Genomic DNA, 21,382 nt, shown 5'->3' with positions numbered 1-21,382 from the left:
CCAATCAGTTTAGTTGTTTGTATTCATTATTATTTCATGATTGTAACTTCCACAATTAAGGTCAGTCCATTCCCATCCGTCATCTTTAAGGAGGGACAATAATAATCGGCGTCTAGTTCTTAGTTTTTCATATTCTAAATCTACAATTTCACCAGATATTATTTTTATTCCTTTATTTTCAAGGGCCGTAAGAATTAATATAGGAGGCGTTTTTTTTCCAGGAGTTATAAAAGTGGCCGGTAGCGTTACCAGGTAGCTGGATATAGCTTTTCTCAATCTGATAAGTACATTGAAGGAAGGCCGTTGCTCTGTAGGAATGCTGTGCAGCAGAACAGTAAGCGCCTCATCGAGGTTGGTGATATTGAGGACAAAGGCTTCTTTCTTGTCTGAGGAGTGAAAAAAGTGCAAGACAGAGTATGCTTTATGATTTTGGGCATGTAAAATGATAGAATCAATCAGGGAGATAAAAGGTTGTTCTAATTCTTTAAAATCTTTTCCGTTCCAATGATTCAAAAGGATCTCTTCTACAGAACCGCCAAGTGTATTGATATAAACACTTATTTTTCTTTTTGTTATTTCAGCTGAAACGACTGGAATTAAATAAGTAATAGCGATTGAAATTAGTATCAGTCCGGTAAATGAAAGCACAGCGGTAAGTATATCCCAGAAATTACCTTCGGGTTCTATGTCTCCTAATCCCAAAGTGGATAAAGTATAACCGGTAAAAAATATTTTATTTACTACGGTCGTGGAAGTGTTGGTCTCGACATTCATCAGAGAATTGGGTTGACTGATGAACAATAGGCTTGCAGAAATCCATATGAGCAGCAGCCAGTTAATCAAAATGGAAACCAATATGACGGCTCCGCCAATTTCTAGTACTTTTCTGCGCCCCATTTTTTTATTAATGACTAACAGTACACTCCAGATAAATTTTGATAATCGTTTTGAGATAAAACCTGCTCCACGAACAGATAGGGAGGTATTGATTAAATCAGTGGCAGTAATAAGAAGGATTATGACTCCTAGGAAAAACACAAAATAGTTCATGGTATTGATATTTATCTGGAGCAACAAAATAACTTTAGTACGAGATACTCTAGGTAACTTTGTATTGGGTTTTGTCGCGCGGTCAGTTGGCTAATATAGTAAATAAACGGCGATGTAAATGAATGCTCTAGGCAGTCTTTAAATGTGTAAAGTATATTTTGAGGCTATTATGCAGGATCATATGTGTTCTAATTTCTACGTACCGCTAATTGGTGAGTCGAAAATACCAACGGCGAGTTCTGTCCAAATGAGGGATAGAATTATCAGCAAAGCTACACAGATGACGATACGGTAACGGGTTTTAGAAACCTTTCTTAATACAAATTCGCATAGGAGGCTTGTGCCGAAGAGTAGTACTCCAGCCGCAACAAAATCAATCAGAGTCCAATTTACTTCAGTTGTAAATTGCATTGCTATTAATGGTATTAGCAATAGAATTGCAGTTGTAATCACTATGGTAATTAGCCTTTTATTTTGCACAAACAGTTGCTCTTTTAGGTTTGACATTGTATACTATATTTTTTGTTTTGGGTCTTATCATTTGCTAATTTATAAAAATTTATTGCAAAAAATCCAGTAAGTGCTCAACGGTGAGTGTTGTTATAAACCAAATCCCTTAGCCCGGATAGTAGTGAAAATCCTTTTTATCCTGAATTTAGTTCAGGACTCTGCACTAAATTCAGGATAAAAAGATTGTAGCGTATAGCCGGATTAGCTCCTAAAAAAGACAATTATTTGCTTAAAAAAAGGCAAAAAAAAACTCCTCAATTTCTTGAGGAGTTTCTGATTTATTCTTTTATAACATTTCCCGTTTTGTCGTAGAAATGATATTCTAAATACGTGTAAGCGTCACGCGGTATGATTTTTACCCACTTTTTATGTTCAAAAAACCATTTTGAACGTAATGATGGAAAACCTTTTGTAAGGTATGCTGCCACAAATGGATGTACGTTAAGTACAACGTCCTTGTTGGTTTTTAATATTCCTTCTAAATCAGAATTGATTCGGTCAATGATTAAAATTGGCGCTTCAATTTCGCCATTCACATCGTTCGGATCTTCTTCTCTAGTTTTAATGTTTACTTCAGGTCTTACTCTTTGTCTTGTAATCTGGACAAGTCCAAATTTACTAGGAGGTAAGATCTTGTGTTTCGCTTTATCATCGTTCATTTCTTCTCTCAAGAAGTCGAACAATATTTTACGGTTTTCAGGATTAGACAAGTCGATAAAATCAATTACGATAATACCACCCATATCACGTAGACGCAATTGTCTAGCGATTTCAGCAGCTGCAATCATGTTGACTTCCATGGCAGTATCTTCCTGGTTAGATGCTTTATTAGAACGGTTTCCGCTGTTTACGTCAATGACGTGTAAGGCTTCAGTATGTTCGATAATAAGATAAGCACCTTTACTCATGGACACTGTTTTCCCGAATGAAGTCTTGATTTGTCTCTCTATGTTGTATTTCTCAAAAATGGGCGTATCATTTGATTGATAAAACTTAACAATTGATTGTTTTGAAGGTGCAATTTCTTGCAAATAGTCCTTCGTTTGGTTGTACAACTCTTCATCATCAATTTGTATACTAGTAAAAGTATCATTAAAAACGTCTCTTAAGATAGAGGAAGCTCTATTGAGTTCTCCTAAAATTTTTGACGGATGATGAGCGGTCGGTAATTTTTTACACATTGCATCCCATCTGCTAAGCAGATTCTGCATGTCTTTTTCTAATTCGGCTGTATTTTTGCCTTCTGCTACTGTACGAACAATAACACCAAATCCTTTTGGCTTGATAGATTGTACAAGTTTTTTTAATCTGTCTTTTTCTTTCTTGTCTTCTATCTTTTGAGAAATAGAAACTCGGTCAGAAAACGGGACTAAAACAATAAATCTTCCGGCAAGAGAAAGCTCAGCGCTTATTCTTGGACCTTTGGTAGATATTGGTTCTTTTACAACTTGTACTAAGATAGATTGATTAGCATTTATTACATCTGTAATAATACCGTCTTTGTCTATCTCTTTATCAAACTGGAAGTTTTTTAGGGAGAAATCTTTTATTTTACCTGCGCTTACAAGTTTTATGAATTTCAGTTGGGAAGCTAAATTTGGACCTAAGTCATGATAATGTAAAAAAGCATCTTTTTCGAAGCCTACATTTACAAAAGCAGCATTAAGACCTGCAACTGGTTTTCGTATTTTGGCGATAAAAATATCACCTACTTGAAAGTTGCTTTTTTCTTCTTCCTTGTGTAATTCAATTAGTTTTCCATCTTTTAATAAGGCAAAATCTACAAAATCAGAACTAGATCGAATGATTAATTCTTTATTCACGTTGTAAATTTTTATCCAAACTTTTAATAAAGAGTAAAGAATGTCGAATGAAGAATTTAAAGTAAAGAATATAGATTCTGAAAGCTAGAGTTAGAATTTCTATTCTCTATTTTCTGAAATCTTTTTTCTGTCTTCTATTTTCTGTCTTCTATTTTCTAACCTCACACTTAAAGCTAGGATGGATTAAACAATAATTTTAACAGGTATTGAACCCGGGGAAAACTAGCTAGCAGTCCTCAAATTAAGGTAATCAGTATACTGAATGCTTAAATTTGAGGACTGAGGACTAATTTTCAATTTCAATGAACTTTTAAAAAGGAAAAAGTAGTTAAAAACTACTTTTTCTTTTTGTGACGGTTAGCTCTCGCTCTTTTTTTACGTTTGTGAGTTGCTACCTTATGTCTCTTTCTTTTTTTACCACTTGGCATATCTTGTCGATTTTATGATTAATTAATATTTTTATTTTGCTTCGTTATTGATCTTTACTCCTTCAACAAAAACTTTTGCAGGTTTGAATGCAGGTATGTTATGTGCAGGAATTTTTATTGTTGTATTTTTGGAAATATTTCTTCCAGTTTTTTCAGCTCTAGTTTTCACTATAAAACTTCCGAAACCTCTTAAATAAACATTGTCTCCAGTTTCTAATGAATTTTTAACTTCATTCATAAAAGTCTCTACAGTTGCTTGCACATCACCTTTTTCAAGACCTAATTTTTCTGAAATTTTTGCTACGATATCTGCTTTCGTCATTTTCTTTCCTTATTTATTATATTGTAATCATTTTTTTGAGTGTGCAAATATATGAATTTAAAAAACAATTATTCAAGCTAATTCATTAAAATTTAATCACATAAACTTTTACTTTTGCTAACAAATATTTAATAATGAAATTTTCTAACTTGCTTATAAAGTGGTATTTACAAAATAAAAGAGATTTACCCTGGCGAAGTACTACAAATCCATACCCAATTTGGCTCTCCGAAATCATGCTTCAGCAGACTCGTGTTGCTCAAGGAACGCCTTATTTTTTGGCATTTACGACTGCATTTCCCACTGTTTTTGATCTTGCCGCAGCGAGTGAAGAAGAAGTGCTAAAGCTTTGGCAAGGACTTGGGTATTACTCGCGTGCTAGAAACTTGCATAAAACTGCTCAATATGTGGCTTCGGAATTATCAGGTGCTTTTCCTCCTACTTATAATGAGCTATTAAAATTAAAAGGAGTGGGTGAATATACCGCCGCTGCCATTGCCTCTTTTTCCTACAATGAGGTGGTTCCTGTTGTAGACGGAAATGTGTTTCGGGTTTTATCCCGTTATTTTGATGTAGAAACTGATATTGCTTTGGCTTCCGCCAAAAAAGAATTTGCTGCGCTAGCTTTCGAGTTAATGCCAAAAGATAATCCTGCGACTTTTAATCAGGCAATTATGGAATTTGGTGCTTTGCAATGTGTTCCCAAAAGTCCGAATTGTAGTATTTGTGTATTTAATGATAGCTGTGCTGCGCTACAGAAGAATAAAGTTGATCAACTTCCAGTAAAGTCTAAGAAGGTGAAAGTGCGCAATCGCTACTTTAATTACTTGGTTGTGGAGGATGAAAATGAAAATACTGTGATTCAAAAGAGAACATCAAAGGGAATTTGGCAAAATTTATATGAATTCCCGGTGATAGAGACTGATAAGGTGGAAGATTTTGAATATGTTTATGGACAAGTTCAGGAGAACTTTTTTAAAGATAATGAGTTGGTTGGTTTTATAGGATATAATGAAGAAAGTATCATTCATAAACTATCGCATCAACACCTATATATAAAGTTCTGGAAAGTAAGTCTAAAAGGCGTGGTTGAAAACGGAATAAATAATGAACATTTAAAAACGTTTCCGTTCCCAATCGTGATTCATAATTTTATTGAAAAGGAATAAAAACAAGATGTAAAAAATGTACCTTTGAGTTAAACAGACAAACAATACCATGAACGGAACGTTAAATAAGGTTATGCTGATTGGGCACCTTGGAGATGAAATAAAAATGCATTATTTTGATGGAGGAAACTGCATTGGCAGATTCCAATTGGCCACCAATGAGGTCTATATTAACAAAACTACGAACGAAAAAATCACTTCTACAGAGTGGCATAACTTAGTGGTGCGCAATAAAGCGGCTGAAATTTGTGAAAAACATTTGTCGAAAGGGGATAAAATATATGTTGAGGGACGTATTAAGTCACGCCAATGGCAGACAGAGGACGGAACGACAAAACATACCACTGAAATTCAAGTTACAGAGTTCACTTTTTTGTCCACCAAGAAAGCTAGCGAAAACAACAAACAAATTGACAGCCCGGAATCCGTAAAAAACACTAACTTTGACCCACAAAATAATGGCTTGCCTATCAATGATTTGCCATTCTGATTGTTTAACTAATCTTTTTTAATTTGGACCCAGAGCCCAGTTTAAATTTCGCATATACATTAGATACAGATCTAGTGTATGGTTTTACCGGAATATTTGTATTGCTTCTTTGCTCTGCATTAGTTTCCGGGGCCGAAGTAGCCTTGTTTTCTTTGTCGCAAAAAGACATTGACGAAACAATACAAGGGGATGATTCCAAAGGAAGAATTCTTGCCGATCTTATAGATAGGCCCAAAAAACTTTTGGCGACACTTCTTGTGGCTAATAACTTCATCAATATCGGAGTGGTAATTTTATTCTCATTTATTGGGAAAAACTTGTTCGCTGCGATTAGTTCACCAGCTTTAAAGTTCACCGTCGAGGTAATCGTGGTTACCTTTTTACTTTTGTTGTTTGGTGAAGTGCTACCTAAAGTATATGCTAGCCGAAACAATATTAAGTTTGCAAAAATGATTGCGTACCCAATTTCAATATTAGATAAATTGCTTTCGCCTATTAGTGTTCCTATGCGGGAAACAACCATTTATTTACACAATAAACTAGGGAAACAAAAAACAAATTTTTCAGTTGATCAGCTGTCGCAAGCTTTAGAACTTACTTCGTCAGATGAAACTTCTTTAGAAGAGCAGAAGATATTGATGGGTATTGTGACTTTTGGTAATACAGATACCAAGCAGGTTATGAGTCCGAGGATTGATATTTTTGCTTTGGAAATAACAGAATCATTTTCTGAGATTTATTCTAAAATTATCGAAAAAGGATATTCTAGAATTCCTGTTTATAGAGACAATATTGACCAGATAGAAGGCGTTTTATTTGTTAAGGATTTATTGCGTCATCTTGATGAAAAAGATTTTGAGTGGAATACCTTAATAAGAGAACCGTTTTTTATTCCGGAGAATAAGAAACTGGATAACCTACTAAAAGATTTTCAAAGAATGAAAAGCCATCTTGCTATTGTGGTAGATGAATACGGAGGAACCTCCGGTTTAGTTTCTCTCGAAGATGTAATTGAAGAAATTGTTGGAGATATCAGTGATGAGTTTGATGATGATAATGTCAATTTTACTAAAATTGATGAAAAAAACTATCTTTTTGAGGGTAAAATAAACCTGAAAGATTTCTATAGAATTATAGATGTTAATGAGGACGTCTTTGAGATAAAAAAAGGAGAAGCCGAAACCCTAGCGGGATTTATTCTTGAAATATCAGGGAATTTCCCAATGAAAGGGCAAAAAATCTCTTATGAAAATTGCCTGTTCACAATTGAGACGGTGGATAAGAAACGTATAAAACAGATAAAAGTAACGGTTGATGTGTAATTTTCAGCAGGATAACAAAAAATATTTTTCTAGTATTACAGTTGTAATTGCATTTATGGGATTGTTCTTGTTCTCAAGTTGTAAAGAGGACGTTTTTCCTAAACCTGCGAGTTATTTGCGCTTGGATTATCCGGTTGCAACCTATGCTAATTTTGAAAATGAATGTCCGTTTACTTTCGAAATGAATTCAGAAGCGGTTATAAAAGGAGAAAAGGATTGCGGATTTACAATTACGTATCCAAAAATGAAAGCGACTATTTATTTGACTTATAAGCCTGTAAATAATGATATCAATGCTTTGTTGAGAGATGCTCAGAAATTAACTTACGAGCACGTTATAAAAGCCGATGATATACTAGAGCAGCCTTATAGAAACCCTGCCAAAAAAGTGTATGGTATGTTTTATCAGGTAGATGGAAATGCGGCAACTAATTCACAATTTTATGCCACCGATAGTACGAAGCATTTCGTTACTGGTTCTGTTTATTTCTATGCCAAACCTAATTTTGATTCTATTATGCCGGCGGCCAGTTATATTAAAAATGATATGCAACGTTTGATGGAAACCTTAAAGTGGAAGTAAGTTGAAATTTTAAATGGATATGAAAACAAAGTTAATTGCACTTCCTATTTTTAGTCTTGTACTAATATACTTTTATTTGAATGACTTTTTTTTAACAGTAAATATTGGAGATACGTATTTCTTGATCAATTATTTTTTTGTCATAGTAGCAATTGTATTTTTGTCTTTGATGGTATTTGTTCTAAGAAAAGCAATCAAAAAGTAAGGGTCATTATAAAATGAAATTTCCATTCATAAAAAAAGCTTCTCATTGAGAAGCTTTTTTTATGAATGGAAATTTGTTAATTATGATTTCATATTCGAAACGGTGTATGTTTTTCCGTCTCCGGTTGCTTGAACGACTTTAGTTAAGCTTTCAGGTGTTTGTACTGTTTTATCAAAAGTTACTGTTGCTAATTTTGTATCAAAATCTACCGTTGCGGTTTGTACTCCGTCAAGTTCTGTTAATTCTTCCTGAATTGTTTTGGCACAGCCTACCGCACACACCATTCCTTCGACAGAAAAGTTGGCAGTTTGTACATTTTCGGCAGCGATTACTTTTTTTACTTTTGGAGCTGCCGTTTCTGTTTTTGCTGTTTCTTTTGGAGCTTCCTCAGTGTTTTTTTTGCAGCTTACAAACAAAAGACCAGTTAATGCTATAAAAGCAATTGATTTTTTAATGTTCATTATGATGTGATTTTAAGTGCTTTAAGTATTTTTTTTGACGAAAACAAAATTACTTAAAAAAGCAGAGGTAATTCATAAAATTATTACAATTTTGGGGTAAACTAGCAATTATGGAATCGAAACAATTAAAATGGATTTATTTAATGGGACTTGCCTTAATTTGGGGAAGCTCATTTATTTTAATTAAAAAAGGATTGATAGGATTATCTGCTTTGCAAGTAGGTTCCTTACGAATCATTTTTGCTGCGATTTTTTTATTGTTGATTGGTTTCAAAAGCTTGTCAAAGATTCCAAAAGAAAAATGGAAATTCATTGCCATGACTTCTATGTTTGGGACGTTTGTTCCGGCTTTTCTTTTTGCTTTAGCGCAGACAGAAATTGATAGTTCTGTTAGTTCTATTTTAAACTCTTTGACTCCGTTAAACACCTTGATTTTGGGTGCGCTAGTCTTTGGGGTTAGTTTTGAAAGAAGACAGATTTGGGGTGTTTTTATTGGACTTGTGGGAAGTGTGCTTTTAGTTTTAAATGGAGCAATGAATCATCCAGATCAGAATTACTATTATGCTATATTAGTTATTATTGCCTCGGTTTGTTATGCGATAAACGTGAATCTGATCAAAAGGTTTTTGTCAGACTTGAGTCCGCTTAGTATTACAACTGGTAACTTCCTAGTGTTACTTTTTCCATCTTTGACTATATTGTATTTGAGCGGTTTTTCAGATGTTGTGCATGTTGAAAAAGTACGACAAGCAGTTGTGTTTATCATGATCTTAGGAGTTTTGGGAACTGGAATTGCCAATATTCTTTTCTTTAAACTAATACAGATGTCATCGCCTGTTTTTGCCACTTCGGTGACGTATTTGATTCCGGTAGTTGCCTTCTTCTGGGGACTATTAGATAATGAAATGCTAACTCCGGTACAGTTTTTTGGTGCTTTTATAATCTTGATTGGGGTTTACTTATCGGCTAAAAAGTGACGCTTAACATAAACTGGATGTTTTGTAAAATAACAAAGGCTGTCGTTTAAGACAGCCTTTGTTGTTATTCTAGAATTTGATTATTTAAAATCAGCATCTGTAACTCCTTCGTTGATTTTTACGTCAGCTATTTTGATGTCTAATTCAAAGCCTACGTTCTGGATGATGTTAAAAGGGACTTTCACTCCTTTAACTTCTCTATAATCTCCAAAATTAGTCACTTGAGTAATAGACTTACCTCCTTGATCCATTGTTTTTGAGTCAGCCAGTTTTAAACCGCTGGTCACATCATAATAGAGTGTGGTTTTACCATCTTTAATTGCGTAAGTATCTTTACCGTTAATGGTTTCGATACCAGTAAGTGTTACACCGTCTTTTTTAGCCAATAGTAATTCTTCGAATAAGATTGCACTATTTTTCATTTCGGCTAACTCAGCTCCTTCAAAGTTTTTTCGTTGTCCTTGTTGTAGTACATAAGCGCTAGTTTCATTAACCACTTGTTTCATGATACTCATGGTTCCCATTGCTAGCTCGACATTTAATTTACCTTTTGCATCTGCTTTTGATGTAAAAGTTAAAGGTGATGGAGCTTGAGGTATTACTGTTGAGCCTACCATAGAGATTGTTTTTACAGCTTTTACAGCTTTTTCTCCACCTATAGCAACAATGTAGTTGTCTAAGACGCTTTTAATGGTTACGCCTACTGGCATGTCTTTTTTGAAAACTGGTTTTTCAATCTCCGTTCCGTATTTATCAAAATAAAACATAGGGATTTTTAGTTTCTCCAGTGCAGGAGCTACTTCAGATCCTTTACCCACAACAACTATTCTGATGTTGTCAGCTAGGAAAAAGCGGTTTGCTACGCTTTTAATATCTTCTACTGTTACTGCATTTATATTTTTAATATAATTTTCGTAAAAATCAGCAGGTAGATTTTGTGTCTCCGTATTTAAAGCATAACGCGCTACTGTAGCGGGTTTTTGGATTTGCATTACGAAGTTACCTATGTATTTTGCTTTTGCATTTTTTAAATCATCAGCAGATACTAATTCTGTTCTGATTTTTTTTAATTCGCTTAAAATTTCAACTACAGAACTATCAGTTACTGCATTTCTTACTGACGTTGAAGAGCGAAATTTCTCTACGTATTTACCGAATCCTACGTTAGAGTAAGCTCCGTATGTCCAACCATGTTTTTCACGTAAGTTTAAAAACAATCTACCTTCTCCACCACCACCAAGAATTTGATTTGCCAAGATAGCAGCAAAATATTGTTTATCGGTAATTTTTAAATTGATTGTATTTACCACAGCGATTTCAGACTGAACAGCGTTTGGCATATCTACAAAATCAATCTGAGTTTGTTGAACGTTTTTAGGGTCAGGATAAGTAACCTGAGGAGCTATACCTTTGGCCCAAGAGCCAAAAAGTTTTTCAACCAGTTTTTTTACTTCTTTCGTATTGACATCTCCTACAACAACTAGGTAAGCATTTCCAGGAACGAAATTAGTTTTGTAGTTTGCAACGGCATCTTGTAAAGTAACTTTGTTAATGGTTTCGGCGCTTAAAAACTCCCCGGAAGGATGATTTACTCCAAAAGCCAATACATCTTCAACTCGTCCTGCAACAGCACTAACGCTTTTTTCTTGTGTTTTTATTCCTTCTAAAAGCTTTGCTTTTATTTTGTCAAATTCTTCGGCAGCGAATACAGTATTTAATGCGCCATCAGCCATTAATTCTAATATTCTTCCAGAGTATTTAGACAATCCGCTACCAGAAGCGCCATTTGAATCAAAATTTATATTTGCGCCTAAGAAATCAATTTCTTCATTAAAGGCATCTTTTGATGTTTTTGTAGTTCCACTTCCGATAAGCATACCGGTAATGTCTGCTACTCCTTTTTTGTCTCCTTCAGCATAAGGCATGTTGTCCAAACTAAGTCTATAGGCAACTCTAGGCAGTTTATGGTTTTCTACGACCATTACTTTTAGTCCGTTCTTAAGTACAAAATTATTGGATTTACCAATCTTAATTGTAGGAGGAGCTGCAGGCGTTGGCTGCGGGATTATTTGTCCCTGTAATGCTAAAGTCAAAAATAGACTTGATAGTATATATATTGTTTTTTTCATGATAGTTCTGAATTATTTTTTGGCTTTGTCTGATGATGGAACATAATCTAATACTAATCGTTGGTTAGGATTTAGATATTTTTTAGCAACAGTTCTAATCTCTTCCGGAGTAATGGTGCGGTACATATCAATTTCTGTATTGATTAAGTTTACGTCTTTGTAAAGCATGTAGAAGGTAGCAAGATTATCCGCTACACCTTCAATAGAGGCATTACTGTTCACGTATTGATTCTCATACTTGTTTTGAAGTTTTTGCAATTCCTTATCAGAAATTAATTCCGTCTGTAGTTTTACGATTTCAGAATCAATTTCAGTAAGTATGTTCTCAGATGTGCTTGGTGCTTGAGGTAAACCATAAAGGATATACGTTCCGTAATCTTCTTGACTATAACTAAATGCACCAATTTGCAAGGCCATTTTTTTGTCGTCCACTATTTTTTTGTATAATCTAGAGCTTTTACCGTCACTTAATATTGTTGAGATAAAATCTAAAACTCTAGCATCACGGGTTTTCATTGATGGAGTTCTGTATGCCGCAACAACCATAGGGATTTGAATGTTTGTATCCTCAAATCTTGCCTTGATGGTTTCGGTAATCGGTGCCTCTACGAAAGTTTCTCTTTCAATTGCGGCTCCTTTTTTTATGGCACCAAAGTATTTTTGGATCCATTCTTTTGTTTGAGCGGCGTTAAAGTCTCCCGCTACTACAAGGACTGCGTTGTTTGGGATGTAGAATTTCTTGTTAAAGTCTTTGAATTCCTCCAATTTTGCGGCATCTAAATGATCCATCGAACCAATAGTCGTCCAGCGATAAGGATGGTTTGTGAACATTTTTTTCTTTACCTCTGGAATCATTTGTCCATAAGGGCTGTTGTCGTAACGCAATCTTTTTTCCTCTTTTACAACCTCATTTTGGGTATCTACACCAATTTGGTTGATTACAGGATGCAGCATTCTTTCAGCTTCCATCCATAATCCTAATTCAAGATTGTTAGAAGGAAATACTTCGTAATAGTACGTGCGGTCTTCGGTCGTATTGGCGTTATTTGTACCTCCGTTTCCGGTAACAATTTTAAACCACTCTCCGCGCTTGATGTTCTCAGTACCTTCAAATAATAAATGTTCAAAAAAGTGAGCAAAACCAGTTCTTTCTGGATTTTCATTTTTAGCGCCTACATGATACATTACTGATGTTATCACAACTGGGGCTGAAGGGTCATTTTGTAAAATAACATGTAGACCATTGTCTAAATTGTATTCTTCGAAAGACACTTTTTGTGCCGAAACGGCTCCGCCAAGCAAAAGTGTGGCGCTTAATGCCATTATTGATTTTTTCATAGGTGTTAATAGGTTAATTTAATATATAGGTCGTATTGTTGATTGTATTGTTACAGTAAAAACAACTTTTTTTATAAGAATTTACGTCTATTTTGGTTAATGTTAAATAATTATTGGGTGTATTTGTTTGTCAAACCAATAAAAAAAGGCTCTCTATCAGTAAATTTGATGGAGAGCCTTTGTAATAATATAGTCTGCTGTAGCTGTTTTTATTTTATCGCAGGTTTTTCTGTTGGTTGCCCAAATTTATTGAAATAAAATAATGGGATATTTAGTTTTTCTAATCCCGGAATAATATCCGCAGCTTTTCCTGCGATTATAATTCGGGTATTGTCAATCAAGAAATATTTATTGGCTGCATTCAAAATATCGTCTGCCGTTACTGCATTTATTGTTTTAATGTAGTTTTCGTAAAAGTCAGGAGCTAGTCCTTCAGTTTCTACATTTAAGGCATATCGTGCAATAGCCGATGGTTTTTCCACTTGCATCACAAAACGCCCAATATATCCCGCTTTCACATCTTTTAGTAGTTCTTCAGATACTTTTTCGGTTCTGATTCTTTTTATTTCTTTTATGAATTCTACCACAGCGCTATCTGTTGCCGTACTTCTTATTGATGAGGTCGATTTTAATTTCGAAACATATTTTCCTGCTCCTATATTAGTATTGGCGCCGTAAGTCCAGCCGTGTTCTTCTCTCAAGTTCATATTTAAGTAGCTGTTAAAGTCTCCTCCAAGTATGTAGGCTGCGATAACTGCTGGGAAAAAGTCTGTATCTCCCATTTTTAAATCAATGGTATTGACCAATGAGATCTCGGACTGAACAGCATTAGGAACGTCTACAAAATTAATTTGTGTGAATGGAACATTTTGCGGGACGTCATAATTTACTTGAGGCGTGTTTGCCTTTTCCCAGGATCCAAAAAGTTTTTCAACAATGGGTTTTACCTCTTTGTATTTGATGTCTCCAATAATTACTAAATAGGCATTTTCTGGCGCGAAATGAGCAGCGTAATTCGCCTTTACATCGTCGAGGGTAACATTATTAAGTGTTTCTTCGGTTGTGTATTCTCCTGCAGGATGATCCGTCCCAAAGGCTAAAGCGTTAACAACTCTACTCGCAATTGCGGGAACGTTTTTTTCCTGTGCCTTTATGCCTTCAAGCAACTTTGCTTTTTCTTTGTCAAATTCTTCCTGAGTAAAATTAGGATACAGCGCGCCGTAAGTTAATAGTTGCAGTACGCGACCAGAATATTTAGAAAGGGCACTTGCATAAGCGCCGTGTGAGTTAAAACCAATGTTCGCTCCTAAGAAATCTACTTCTTCATTAAAATCATCTTTTGTGATTTTGATGTTTCCGTTTCCTATTAAGTTGCTGCAAAGTTCGTCTACTCCCTTTTTACTGTGCTCTGCAAAAGGAGGATTGTCTATAGTCAGGTTAAAAGTGACACGGGGTAATTTATGATTTTCTACAACCATTACTTTTAGCCCGTTGGCTAAGAAAAATGTCTGTGGTTTTTTAAGATTTACAACTGGTGGTTTTCCAGGCTTGGGTTGGGTGCGATTTTCTGCTTGCATAATTCCTGTTACAAATAATAGGATGAATAGAATACTTGTTTTTTCGTAGTTACGAAGGCGTTAATTCAGAGCTGTTTCTATAGTAGGAATGTAATCCAAGATCAATCTCTGATTCGGGTTTAGATATTTTTTTGCCACTTCCCTAATTTCTTCTCTACTGATAGAGTGGTAAAGATCAATCTCGGTATTAATTAAATTGATGTCTCCATAAAGTAAATAATACTTTGCCAGATTCTCAGCAATTCCTTCCACAGTGGAGTTGTTGCTTACATATTGGTTCTCAAACTGATTTTGTAATTTCTGATAATCTTTCTCAGAGATCAAATCCGTTTGGATTTTCACGATTTCCTCGTCAATTTCATGCAGCAAATCTTCGGCAGTATGAGTTCCCATCGGTAAGCCATATAGAATATACATTCCGTAATCTTCCTGACTAAAACCTACGGCGCCTATTTGCAAGGCTATCTTTTTTTCATCTACAACTTTCTTGTAGAGCTTCGAGCTCTTACCGTCACTTAAATACGATGATATGAAGTCCAGTACGCGAGCGTCTCTGGTTTTCATTGAAGGTGTTCTGTAAGAAGCAACCACCATAGGAATTTGAATATTGGGATCTATATAAGTAGCTTTAATCGTTTGTGTTATCGGTTCTTCAACAAACGTTTGTCTTTTAAAGACTTCGCCTTTTTCTATTGGGCCAAAATATTTTTCTATCCATTCTTTTGTTTGATTTTTTTCGAAATCTCCGGCGACTACTAAAACAGCGTTGTTGGGCGTATAGAATTTTTTGTGAAAAGCTTTGAAATCTTCTAAAGTTGCGGTGTCTAAATGTTCCATAGATCCAATAGTAGACCAGTTGTACGGATGGTTTTTAAACATATTTTCCTTGACAATAGGTAAAATTTTGCCGTAAGGCTGGTTGTCGTAACGTGAGTTTTTCTCTTCTTTAATTACCCCGTTTTGGGTATCGACTCCAATTTGATTGATTACAGGATGCATTAGTCTTTCAGATTCCATCCAAAGAGCTAGTTCTAAATTATTGGAAGGAAATACTTCATAGTAATAGGTGCGATCATCAGAAGTATTGGCATTGTTAACTCCTCCATTAGAACTTACAATTTTAAACCATTCGCCTCTTTTAATGTTCTTAGTCCCTTCAAATAGTAGGTGTTCGAAAAAGTGGGCAAAACCAGTTTTGTCCGGGTTTTCATCTTTGGAGCCTACATGATACATCACGGAGGTTATTACGACAGGTGCTGTAGCATCATGGTGCAGAATAACATGCATACCATTATCCAGATTGTATTCTTCAAAAACTATTTTTTGAGCAGTAGCGACTCCGCCAAGGAGAAGGGCATTAGTTAATCCCATTATTGATTTTTTCATAAAGATTAATAAAAATGCATTTTCAGTGGATGAAAACACAAATTATTGTAACTTCAAAAATACCTTTTTTTAATGATGTATGTCCAGTATTCTGTTTTTTTAGGAAAATGATTGGGATTTTGGAAAGGCAAACCCCTGAAAACATGGTAAAAAGCAAAGAAATCATATTTTAACTTTTAAGGGATTGCACAGTAAAAATTAATTTGTATATTTGCAACCTTAAAAATCAATAAATCAATTTGGTATGTATGCAATCGTAGAGATAGCAGGGCAACAATTCAAAGTAAGCAAAGACCTAAAGGTTTACGTTCACCGTTTGGCAAATGAAGAAGGAACTACAGTTTCTTTCGACAAAGTTTATTTGTTAGACGACAATGGCGTAATCACAATAGGCGCCCCCGCTATAGAAGGTGCTTCAGTAGAAGCTAAAGTGTTACAACACTTAAAAGGAGATAAAGTTATCGTTTTCAAAAAGAAAAGAAGAAAAGGATACAAAAAGAGAAATGGTCACAGACAATATCTTACTCAAATTGTAATTGAAGGTATTACTGCATCAGGTGCTAAAAAAGCGGCTCCTAAAAAAGAAGCAGCTCCTAAGAAAGCAGCGGTAGAAGCAAGTACTGAAGAAGCTCCGGCTGCTAAAGTAAAAAAAGCTCCTAAAGCTAAAAAAGAAGATACTAAAGAATAATAACAATATTAAACTAATACGTCATGGCTCACAAGAAAGGTGTCGGTAGTTCCAAGAATGGTAGAGAATCAGAATCAAAACGTTTAGGTGTTAAGATTTTTGGTGGACAAGCTGCTATTGCAGGGAACATCATCGTAAGACAAAGAGGTTCAAAACACAATCCAGGTGCAAATGTTTACATCAGTAAAGATCACACACTACACGCAAGAGTAGATGGAGTTGTACACTTCCAAAAGAAAAGAGATAACAAATCATACGTTTCAATACTTCCATTTGAAGTTGAAGCATAATTGATTTAATCAATTTATTAAAAAACCCGTCCCGATTTATTTTGGGACGGGTTTTCTATTTTATAAATAATACGGATTGATTAATAAAAAAAGGTTAAAAAATGCTTGTTTGACATATCACTTATGTTTTACTAAATTTATAACCCCGCCCTTTAAGATAATTTCAGCTTGCCTTTCGCTTATAGTATAGGTGAGTATGATTTTAATGTTTTTCCCAGCTACAGTAGCGGTTATAGAATCGTTATTTTTGATTGCCGCTCTCAGGCCTTCTATTTGTAAAATATCACCCTGTTCCAGTTTATCCCAGTCTGCAGCATTCTTAAATTCAAACGGAACAATACCAAAGTTAATCAAGTTCTGCCAGCCGATGCGTGCATACGATTTGGCTATGGCAAATTTTTGACCGAGATATTTAGGAGCTAAAGCTGCATGTTCCCTGCTTGAGCCTTGAGCATAATTATTGCCCGCTATAACACAATAACCTTCGTATGTTTTTTGGTTTTCAATGGCTCGATCATAGAAAGTTGGGTCTACGGCGTAATAGGAGTATTTGCTTATTTCAGGTATGTTAGAGCGCAATGGCAATACTTCTGCTCCCGCTTTTAGAATACCATCGGTAGAAATATCATCTCCCATTTTCAATAGAATTGGGACTTCCAGCGTATCGGGGAGTTCGTCAAATAAAGGGAGAGATTTGATGTTTGGCCCTTTTATCAATTCAGTAGTGCCGCCATTTGGGGCGATTAGCATCTCTTTGATTATCTTAATTTTAGCGGGTTCTTTCCATTGCGGATAGGAGATGTTTAATATCGTTTCGAGATCTCTTGGATCGGTTATTTTTCCCGTCAATGCTGCTGCTGCCGCTGTTTCGGGGCTACATAAATATATTTTATCGTCTAATGTGCCGGAGCGTCCTGGGAAATTACGAGGCATTGTTCTAAGGCTAATGGTGTTTGTGGCAGGAGCTTGTCCCATACCGATGCATCCCATGCATCCAGATTGGTGAAGACGTGCGCCGGCAGCAATCAAAGGTCCTAGAGCTCCCATTTCCATCAAATTTTCCAATACTTGTCGTGACGAAGGATTGACATCAAAGGAAATCTCAGGAGAAACAGCGTTCCCTTTTACAATCTGAGAAACGATCCAAAAATCACGTAATCCAGGATTTGCAGATGAACCGATTACAACTTGGTTTACGGTAAGCCCGCTGACTTCTCTAACAGTAACGACATCGCCTGGACTTCCGGGAAGTGCAATCAAAGGTTCTACAGCAGATAAATCGATTTCTATTTCTTTGTCGTAGGTAGCGCCCGAATCAGCTTCCAGATTTATCCATTGGTCTTCCCTCTCTTCTTGTTTTAGGAATTCACGAGTAATCTCATCTGATGGAAAGACAGAGGTTGTTGCACCTAGCTCTGTACCCATATTAGCGATGACGTGACGATCCCAGGCGCTTAACGTTTTCAGGCCGGGACCATAATATTCTAATATATAACCGCGTCCGCCAGTCACATCGTATCTGCGAAGCATTTCTAAAACAACATCTTTGGCACTCACCCAGTCGGGTAATTTTCCAATTAGTTTAATACCCATAATTTTGGGCATTTTAACATAATACGGTTCACCTGCAGCTGCAAGAGCAACATCTAAACCGCCTGTTCCAATGGCTAGCATTCCAATGCCACCTCCTGCTGGCGTATGGCTGTCAGAACCCAAAAGTGTTTTGCCTGGTCTGCCAAATCGTTCCATGTGCACAACATGACTAATCCCGTTTCCAGTTCTGCTGAACCAGAATCCAAAACGTGCTGCCGCCGATTGCAGGAACAGGTGGTCGTCCATATTCTTGTAATCCGTTTGAAGCAGGTTGTGATCGACATACTGAACGGCAATTTCTGGTTTTGCTTTTTTTAGATTAAAAGCTTCCAATTCCAGCATGACTAATGTACCAGTAGCATCTTGCAGTAATACTTGATCAATTTTTAACCCGATTTCGATTCCGGGAATCATCTCGCCCGAAATAAGATGGGCACTGATTAATTTTTGACTGACATTTTGTGTTTTCATTATAAGAAGTGTTAGCAACGGTTATAGACAATAGCGAGATTTTTAATTATCAGAAAAATACTTAACTCGTGTTTATTTAATCATATGCGTTTATCATTCTGAAAACCAGTATGTAAGTTAGTTAAAGTAATCGGTTTAAACGACTAAAAAGGGAATCTTAATTGAGACAATAAGGTAAATGGCTATCTAACTGAAAATGTTTACATCAGTAAAGATCACTCGCTACACACAAGAGTAGAAGGAGTTGTGCAATTCCAAAAGAAGAGAGATAGTAAATCGTAGGTTTCAATCCTTCTATTTGAAGTTGAAGCAGAATTGATTTTCTGAATTTACAAAAAAACCCGTTTCGAAAGAAACGGGTTTTTTTGTAAAAATTTGTGTAAGGAAACTTATTGTATTGGTAAATTCATTGTTTGATCAATGAATTTCAGAAAATCTATTTCAGTATTCCATTGTTTTCCCTTTAAAGATCCTTGAGTTATTATTTTCGGGTTTTTAAACTCAGTTATTGCGGTCTCTCCGTAACCGTTTTTCGTATTGTCTAACGGGTGACGTTCACTGAAATTAAATTTAACTTCATAAGAGATAGCGTGTATTATTTTATTGCAAACTTCCCTATATGACAATTTTATTGTTTCGCCAGTTTCTTTCTTTAGTACCCCAAAGCTATTGTCTTCAATTTCAATGATTAAAGGTTCGCTGTCTAGTAAGGCTCTGAGTAGTCCAGCTAATTCAATTAATTCCTTAAAAAAAACAGTTGTAAAAGATTCTTTAAATTTATTTTCAAAAATGCACCAATATTCATTTGCGGGATGTGATAGATACTGAAAGTCATATTGGGATAAAATATAGGCACTTAATTTCCAACATTTTTCTTCGATTGAGTTTTGGATTTCAAATCCGTTTAATTTTATCATCTTTCTACAAGTTATTAAATTATTGCGAGGCTTATTTGTATTTCTTGAAATTCAAGTCAAAATTAAGAAGTTTTTTGGTGAGATTAATTTTAATTAAAAGTGAATGTATTCAATAATATCTGATTCCTATTTTTTATATGATATACTACGAATTAAGGAAGTGAGTTTGTGTCTAGATAGTGTCGGTTTAAAAAAATATTGCGAGAGGGATGGTAGCGGCATCCTTTTATGGGAATCCCGATATTTATCAGGACTTTCATAAAAGATACAGCGAATAGCCCGACCCGCAGGGTCTCGCCCAAAAACAAAAAACCCTCGCATTAAAACTGAATTTAGTTCAGTTTCTTGCAAGGGTTTATATAAATCATAAATCAGCAATCGCTAATCTACAATCATTTAGTATCTGTAATATTCTGGTTTGAACGGCCCATCAACTGGAACACCAATGTAAGCGGCTTGATCATCACGTAAAGTTTCCAATTCAACTCCTAATTTAGCCAAGTGAAGCATTGCTACTTTCTCGTCTAAGTGTTTTGGTAACATGTAAACGTCATTATCGTAGTTTGCGCTGTTTTTCCACAATTCGATTTGAGCCAAAGTTTGGTTTGTAAATGAGTTACTCATTACAAAACTTGGGTGACCTGTAGCACAACCAAGGTTCACTAAACGACCTTCAGCCAAAAGGATGATGTCTTTACCGTCAATAGTATATTTGTCAACCTGAGGTTTGATTTCTACTTTAGAAGCTCCGTGGTTAGTGTTTAACCAAGCAACTGCAATTTCGTTATCAAAATGTCCGATGTTACAAACGATAGTTTTATCTTTCATTTGCTCAAAGTGAGAACCAAGAACGATATCTTTATTTCCTGTAGTTGTGATGATGATATCAGCATTTCCAACAACAGTATTTAATTTTTTAACTTCAAAACCGTCCATTGCAGCTTGTAAAGCACAAATTGGATCGATTTCAGTAACTGTAACAATAGATCCAGCACCTCTAAAAGAAGCAGCAGTACCTTTTCCTACGTCACCGTATCCACATACAACAACTCTTTTACCAGCAAGCATAATATCAGTTGCACGACGAACTGCATCAACTGCAGATTCTTTACAACCGTATTTGTTGTCAAATTTCGATTTAGTAACCGAGTCATTAACATTGATAGCAGGCATTGGTAAAGTTCCAGCTTTTACTCTTTCATATAATCTGTGAACTCCAGTTGTAGTCTCTTCAGACAAACCTTTGATTCCAGCAACTAATTCTGGGTAACGGTCAATAACCATGTTTGTCAAATCTCCACCGTCATCAAGAATCATGTTCAATGGTTTTCTATCTTCACCAAAGAATAATGTTTGCTCGATACACCAGTCAAAATCAACTTCATTAAGACCTTTCCAAGCGTAAACTTGAATTCCAGCAGCAGCCATAGCAGCAGCAGCTTGATCTTGAGTAGAGAAAATATTACAAGAAGACCAAGTAACTTCAGCACCAAGAGCAATTAAAGTCTCGATTAAAACTGCAGTTTGAATTGTCATGTGAAGACATCCAGCAATACGAGAACCAGCAAGTGGTTGTTCGTCTTTATATTCAGAACGAAGTGCCATTAAACCTGGCATTTCAGCTTCTGCTAATTCAATTTCTTTTCTTCCCCA

Annotated in this window: 18 protein-coding genes and 1 pseudogene; 8 read left to right on the top strand and 11 right to left on the bottom strand. The window is 35.5% G+C overall.

The annotated features are described in order from the left end of the window. Window positions 1-9: 9 nt before the first annotated feature. From AAC069_RS16580 to AAC069_RS16570, 3 genes are all read right to left on the bottom strand, one after another. Window positions 10-1,050, bottom strand: a complete 1,041-nt coding sequence (locus AAC069_RS16580; RefSeq protein ID WP_339921550.1) for a potassium channel family protein — start codon at window positions 1,048-1,050, stop codon at window positions 10-12. A 788-nt stretch (window positions 1,051-1,838) separates the two neighbouring features. After that, window positions 1,839-3,383: a ribonuclease E/G gene (locus tag AAC069_RS16575; RefSeq protein ID WP_091082935.1), complete on the bottom strand. Its 1,545-nt coding sequence runs from the start codon at window positions 3,381-3,383 to the stop codon at window positions 1,839-1,841. Between the two features lie 459 nt (window positions 3,384-3,842). Next, a complete protein-coding gene (locus AAC069_RS16570; RefSeq protein WP_016989051.1) occupies window positions 3,843-4,133 on the bottom strand; it encodes an HU family DNA-binding protein in 291 nt (96 codons plus the stop codon). Between the two features lie 134 nt (window positions 4,134-4,267). On the opposite strand from AAC069_RS16570, the gene mutY reads away from it, so the two are divergent. Genes mutY through gldD form a run of 4 tightly spaced genes read left to right on the top strand, consistent with a single transcriptional unit; the run spans window position 4,268 to window position 7,697 of the window. Next, window positions 4,268-5,302 carry an A/G-specific adenine glycosylase gene (gene mutY / locus AAC069_RS16565; RefSeq protein ID WP_339921549.1) on the top strand — a complete coding sequence of 345 codons (1,035 nt, stop codon included), beginning with the start codon at window positions 4,268-4,270 and terminating at the stop codon, window positions 5,300-5,302. A 49-nt stretch (window positions 5,303-5,351) separates the two neighbouring features. Then, entirely contained in the window at window positions 5,352-5,792 is a 441-nt protein-coding gene (gene ssb / locus AAC069_RS16560; protein ID WP_091082942.1) for a single-stranded DNA-binding protein, read from the top strand. 23 nt (window positions 5,793-5,815) lie between these two features. Next, window positions 5,816-7,114, top strand: coding sequence for a gliding motility-associated protein GldE (locus AAC069_RS16555; RefSeq protein WP_339921548.1), 1,299 nt, complete (start codon window positions 5,816-5,818; stop codon window positions 7,112-7,114). Continuing rightward, window positions 7,107-7,697, top strand: coding sequence for a gliding motility lipoprotein GldD (gene gldD / locus AAC069_RS16550; protein WP_339921547.1), 591 nt, complete (start codon window positions 7,107-7,109; stop codon window positions 7,695-7,697). Before AAC069_RS16555 ends, gldD begins: the two co-directional genes overlap by 8 nt. 285 nt (window positions 7,698-7,982) lie before the next feature. On the opposite strand, the gene AAC069_RS16545 is transcribed toward gldD, so the two are convergent. Further along, window positions 7,983-8,363, bottom strand: coding sequence for a heavy metal-associated domain-containing protein (locus tag AAC069_RS16545; protein ID WP_339921546.1), 381 nt, complete (start codon window positions 8,361-8,363; stop codon window positions 7,983-7,985). 110 nt (window positions 8,364-8,473) lie between these two features. Here AAC069_RS16545 and AAC069_RS16540 point away from each other — a divergent pair, with 110 nt between their 5' ends. After that, entirely contained in the window at window positions 8,474-9,340 is an 867-nt protein-coding gene (locus AAC069_RS16540) for a DMT family transporter (RefSeq protein ID WP_339921545.1), read from the top strand. An 80-nt stretch (window positions 9,341-9,420) separates the two neighbouring features. On the opposite strand, the gene AAC069_RS16535 is transcribed toward AAC069_RS16540, so the two are convergent. The 4 genes from AAC069_RS16535 to AAC069_RS16520 all read right to left on the bottom strand — a co-directional run bounded on the left by AAC069_RS16535 (window position 9,421) and on the right by AAC069_RS16520 (window position 15,770). Next, the gene (locus AAC069_RS16535) at window positions 9,421-11,469 is read right to left on the bottom strand and encodes a pitrilysin family protein (protein ID WP_339921544.1); all 2,049 of its coding nucleotides are present in this window, start codon (window positions 11,467-11,469) and stop codon (window positions 9,421-9,423) included. A 12-nt stretch (window positions 11,470-11,481) separates the two neighbouring features. After that, window positions 11,482-12,807 (bottom strand): pitrilysin family protein, encoded by a 1,326-nt coding sequence (locus tag AAC069_RS16530; protein ID WP_339921543.1) that lies wholly within the window; start codon window positions 12,805-12,807, stop codon window positions 11,482-11,484. 209 nt (window positions 12,808-13,016) lie between these two features. After that, window positions 13,017-14,384 (bottom strand): pitrilysin family protein, encoded by a 1,368-nt coding sequence (locus AAC069_RS16525; RefSeq protein WP_339921542.1) that lies wholly within the window; start codon window positions 14,382-14,384, stop codon window positions 13,017-13,019. Window positions 14,385-14,444: 60 nt separating this feature from the next. Next, window positions 14,445-15,770, bottom strand: a complete 1,326-nt coding sequence (locus tag AAC069_RS16520) for a pitrilysin family protein (protein ID WP_339921541.1) — start codon at window positions 15,768-15,770, stop codon at window positions 14,445-14,447. A gap of 244 nt (window positions 15,771-16,014) precedes the next feature. Between AAC069_RS16520 and rplU the strand changes: the two genes are divergently transcribed. Both rplU and rpmA read left to right on the top strand, forming a co-directional pair. Continuing rightward, window positions 16,015-16,458, top strand: a complete 444-nt coding sequence (gene rplU, locus AAC069_RS16515) for a 50S ribosomal protein L21 (protein WP_339921540.1) — start codon at window positions 16,015-16,017, stop codon at window positions 16,456-16,458. Between the two features lie 23 nt (window positions 16,459-16,481). Then, entirely contained in the window at window positions 16,482-16,748 is a 267-nt protein-coding gene (gene rpmA / locus AAC069_RS16510; protein ID WP_091082981.1) for a 50S ribosomal protein L27, read from the top strand. Between the two features lie 117 nt (window positions 16,749-16,865). Here rpmA and AAC069_RS16505 read toward each other — a convergent pair whose 3' ends face one another. Beyond that, the gene (locus tag AAC069_RS16505) at window positions 16,866-18,812 is read right to left on the bottom strand and encodes an aconitate hydratase (RefSeq protein ID WP_339921539.1); all 1,947 of its coding nucleotides are present in this window, start codon (window positions 18,810-18,812) and stop codon (window positions 16,866-16,868) included. A 192-nt stretch (window positions 18,813-19,004) separates the two neighbouring features. Between AAC069_RS16505 and AAC069_RS16500 the strand changes: the two are divergent. Further along, window positions 19,005-19,094, top strand: a pseudogene (locus AAC069_RS16500) (50S ribosomal protein L27); the annotation flags it as partial. Window positions 19,095-19,201: 107 nt separating this feature from the next. Here AAC069_RS16500 and AAC069_RS16495 read toward each other — a convergent pair. Further along, on the bottom strand, window positions 19,202-19,729 hold the full coding sequence (locus AAC069_RS16495; protein ID WP_339921538.1) for a hypothetical protein: 528 nt from the start codon (window positions 19,727-19,729) through the stop codon (window positions 19,202-19,204). A gap of 396 nt (window positions 19,730-20,125) precedes the next feature. Next, the coding region (ahcY, locus tag AAC069_RS16490) for an adenosylhomocysteinase (protein WP_339921537.1) at window positions 20,126-21,382 on the bottom strand (1,257 nt) is incomplete at its 5' end.

This window comes from uncultured Flavobacterium sp., assembly GCF_963974175.1.
GTDB lineage: Bacteria > Bacteroidota > Bacteroidia > Flavobacteriales > Flavobacteriaceae > Flavobacterium.
Note: the sequence above shows the minus strand (reverse complement) of the source record. Positions and strands in the feature narration are given on the sequence as shown.

Excerpts from the sequence above, each read along its gene's own strand:
- AAC069_RS16580 (WP_339921550.1), bottom strand. The coding sequence starts at position 1,050 with ATGAACTATTTTGTGTTTTTCCTAGGAGTCATAATCCTTCTTATTACT.
- AAC069_RS16570 (WP_016989051.1), bottom strand. The coding sequence starts at position 4,133 with ATGACGAAAGCAGATATCGTAGCAAAAATTTCAGAAAAATTAGGTCTT.
- mutY (WP_339921549.1), top strand. The coding sequence starts at position 4,268 with ATGAAATTTTCTAACTTGCTTATAAAGTGGTATTTACAAAATAAAAGA.
- ssb (WP_091082942.1), top strand. The coding sequence starts at position 5,352 with ATGAACGGAACGTTAAATAAGGTTATGCTGATTGGGCACCTTGGAGAT.
- gldD (WP_339921547.1), top strand. The coding sequence starts at position 7,107 with ATGTGTAATTTTCAGCAGGATAACAAAAAATATTTTTCTAGTATTACA.
- AAC069_RS16545 (WP_339921546.1), bottom strand. The coding sequence starts at position 8,363 with ATGAACATTAAAAAATCAATTGCTTTTATAGCATTAACTGGTCTTTTG.
- AAC069_RS16540 (WP_339921545.1), top strand. The coding sequence starts at position 8,474 with ATGGAATCGAAACAATTAAAATGGATTTATTTAATGGGACTTGCCTTA.
- AAC069_RS16535 (WP_339921544.1), bottom strand. The coding sequence starts at position 11,469 with ATGAAAAAAACAATATATATACTATCAAGTCTATTTTTGACTTTAGCA.
- AAC069_RS16530 (WP_339921543.1), bottom strand. The coding sequence starts at position 12,807 with ATGAAAAAATCAATAATGGCATTAAGCGCCACACTTTTGCTTGGCGGA.
- AAC069_RS16525 (WP_339921542.1), bottom strand. The coding sequence starts at position 14,384 with ATGCAAGCAGAAAATCGCACCCAACCCAAGCCTGGAAAACCACCAGTT.
- AAC069_RS16520 (WP_339921541.1), bottom strand. The coding sequence starts at position 15,770 with ATGAAAAAATCAATAATGGGATTAACTAATGCCCTTCTCCTTGGCGGA.
- rplU (WP_339921540.1), top strand. The coding sequence starts at position 16,015 with ATGTATGCAATCGTAGAGATAGCAGGGCAACAATTCAAAGTAAGCAAA.
- rpmA (WP_091082981.1), top strand. The coding sequence starts at position 16,482 with ATGGCTCACAAGAAAGGTGTCGGTAGTTCCAAGAATGGTAGAGAATCA.
- AAC069_RS16505 (WP_339921539.1), bottom strand. The coding sequence starts at position 18,812 with ATGAAAACACAAAATGTCAGTCAAAAATTAATCAGTGCCCATCTTATT.
- AAC069_RS16495 (WP_339921538.1), bottom strand. The coding sequence starts at position 19,729 with ATGATAAAATTAAACGGATTTGAAATCCAAAACTCAATCGAAGAAAAA.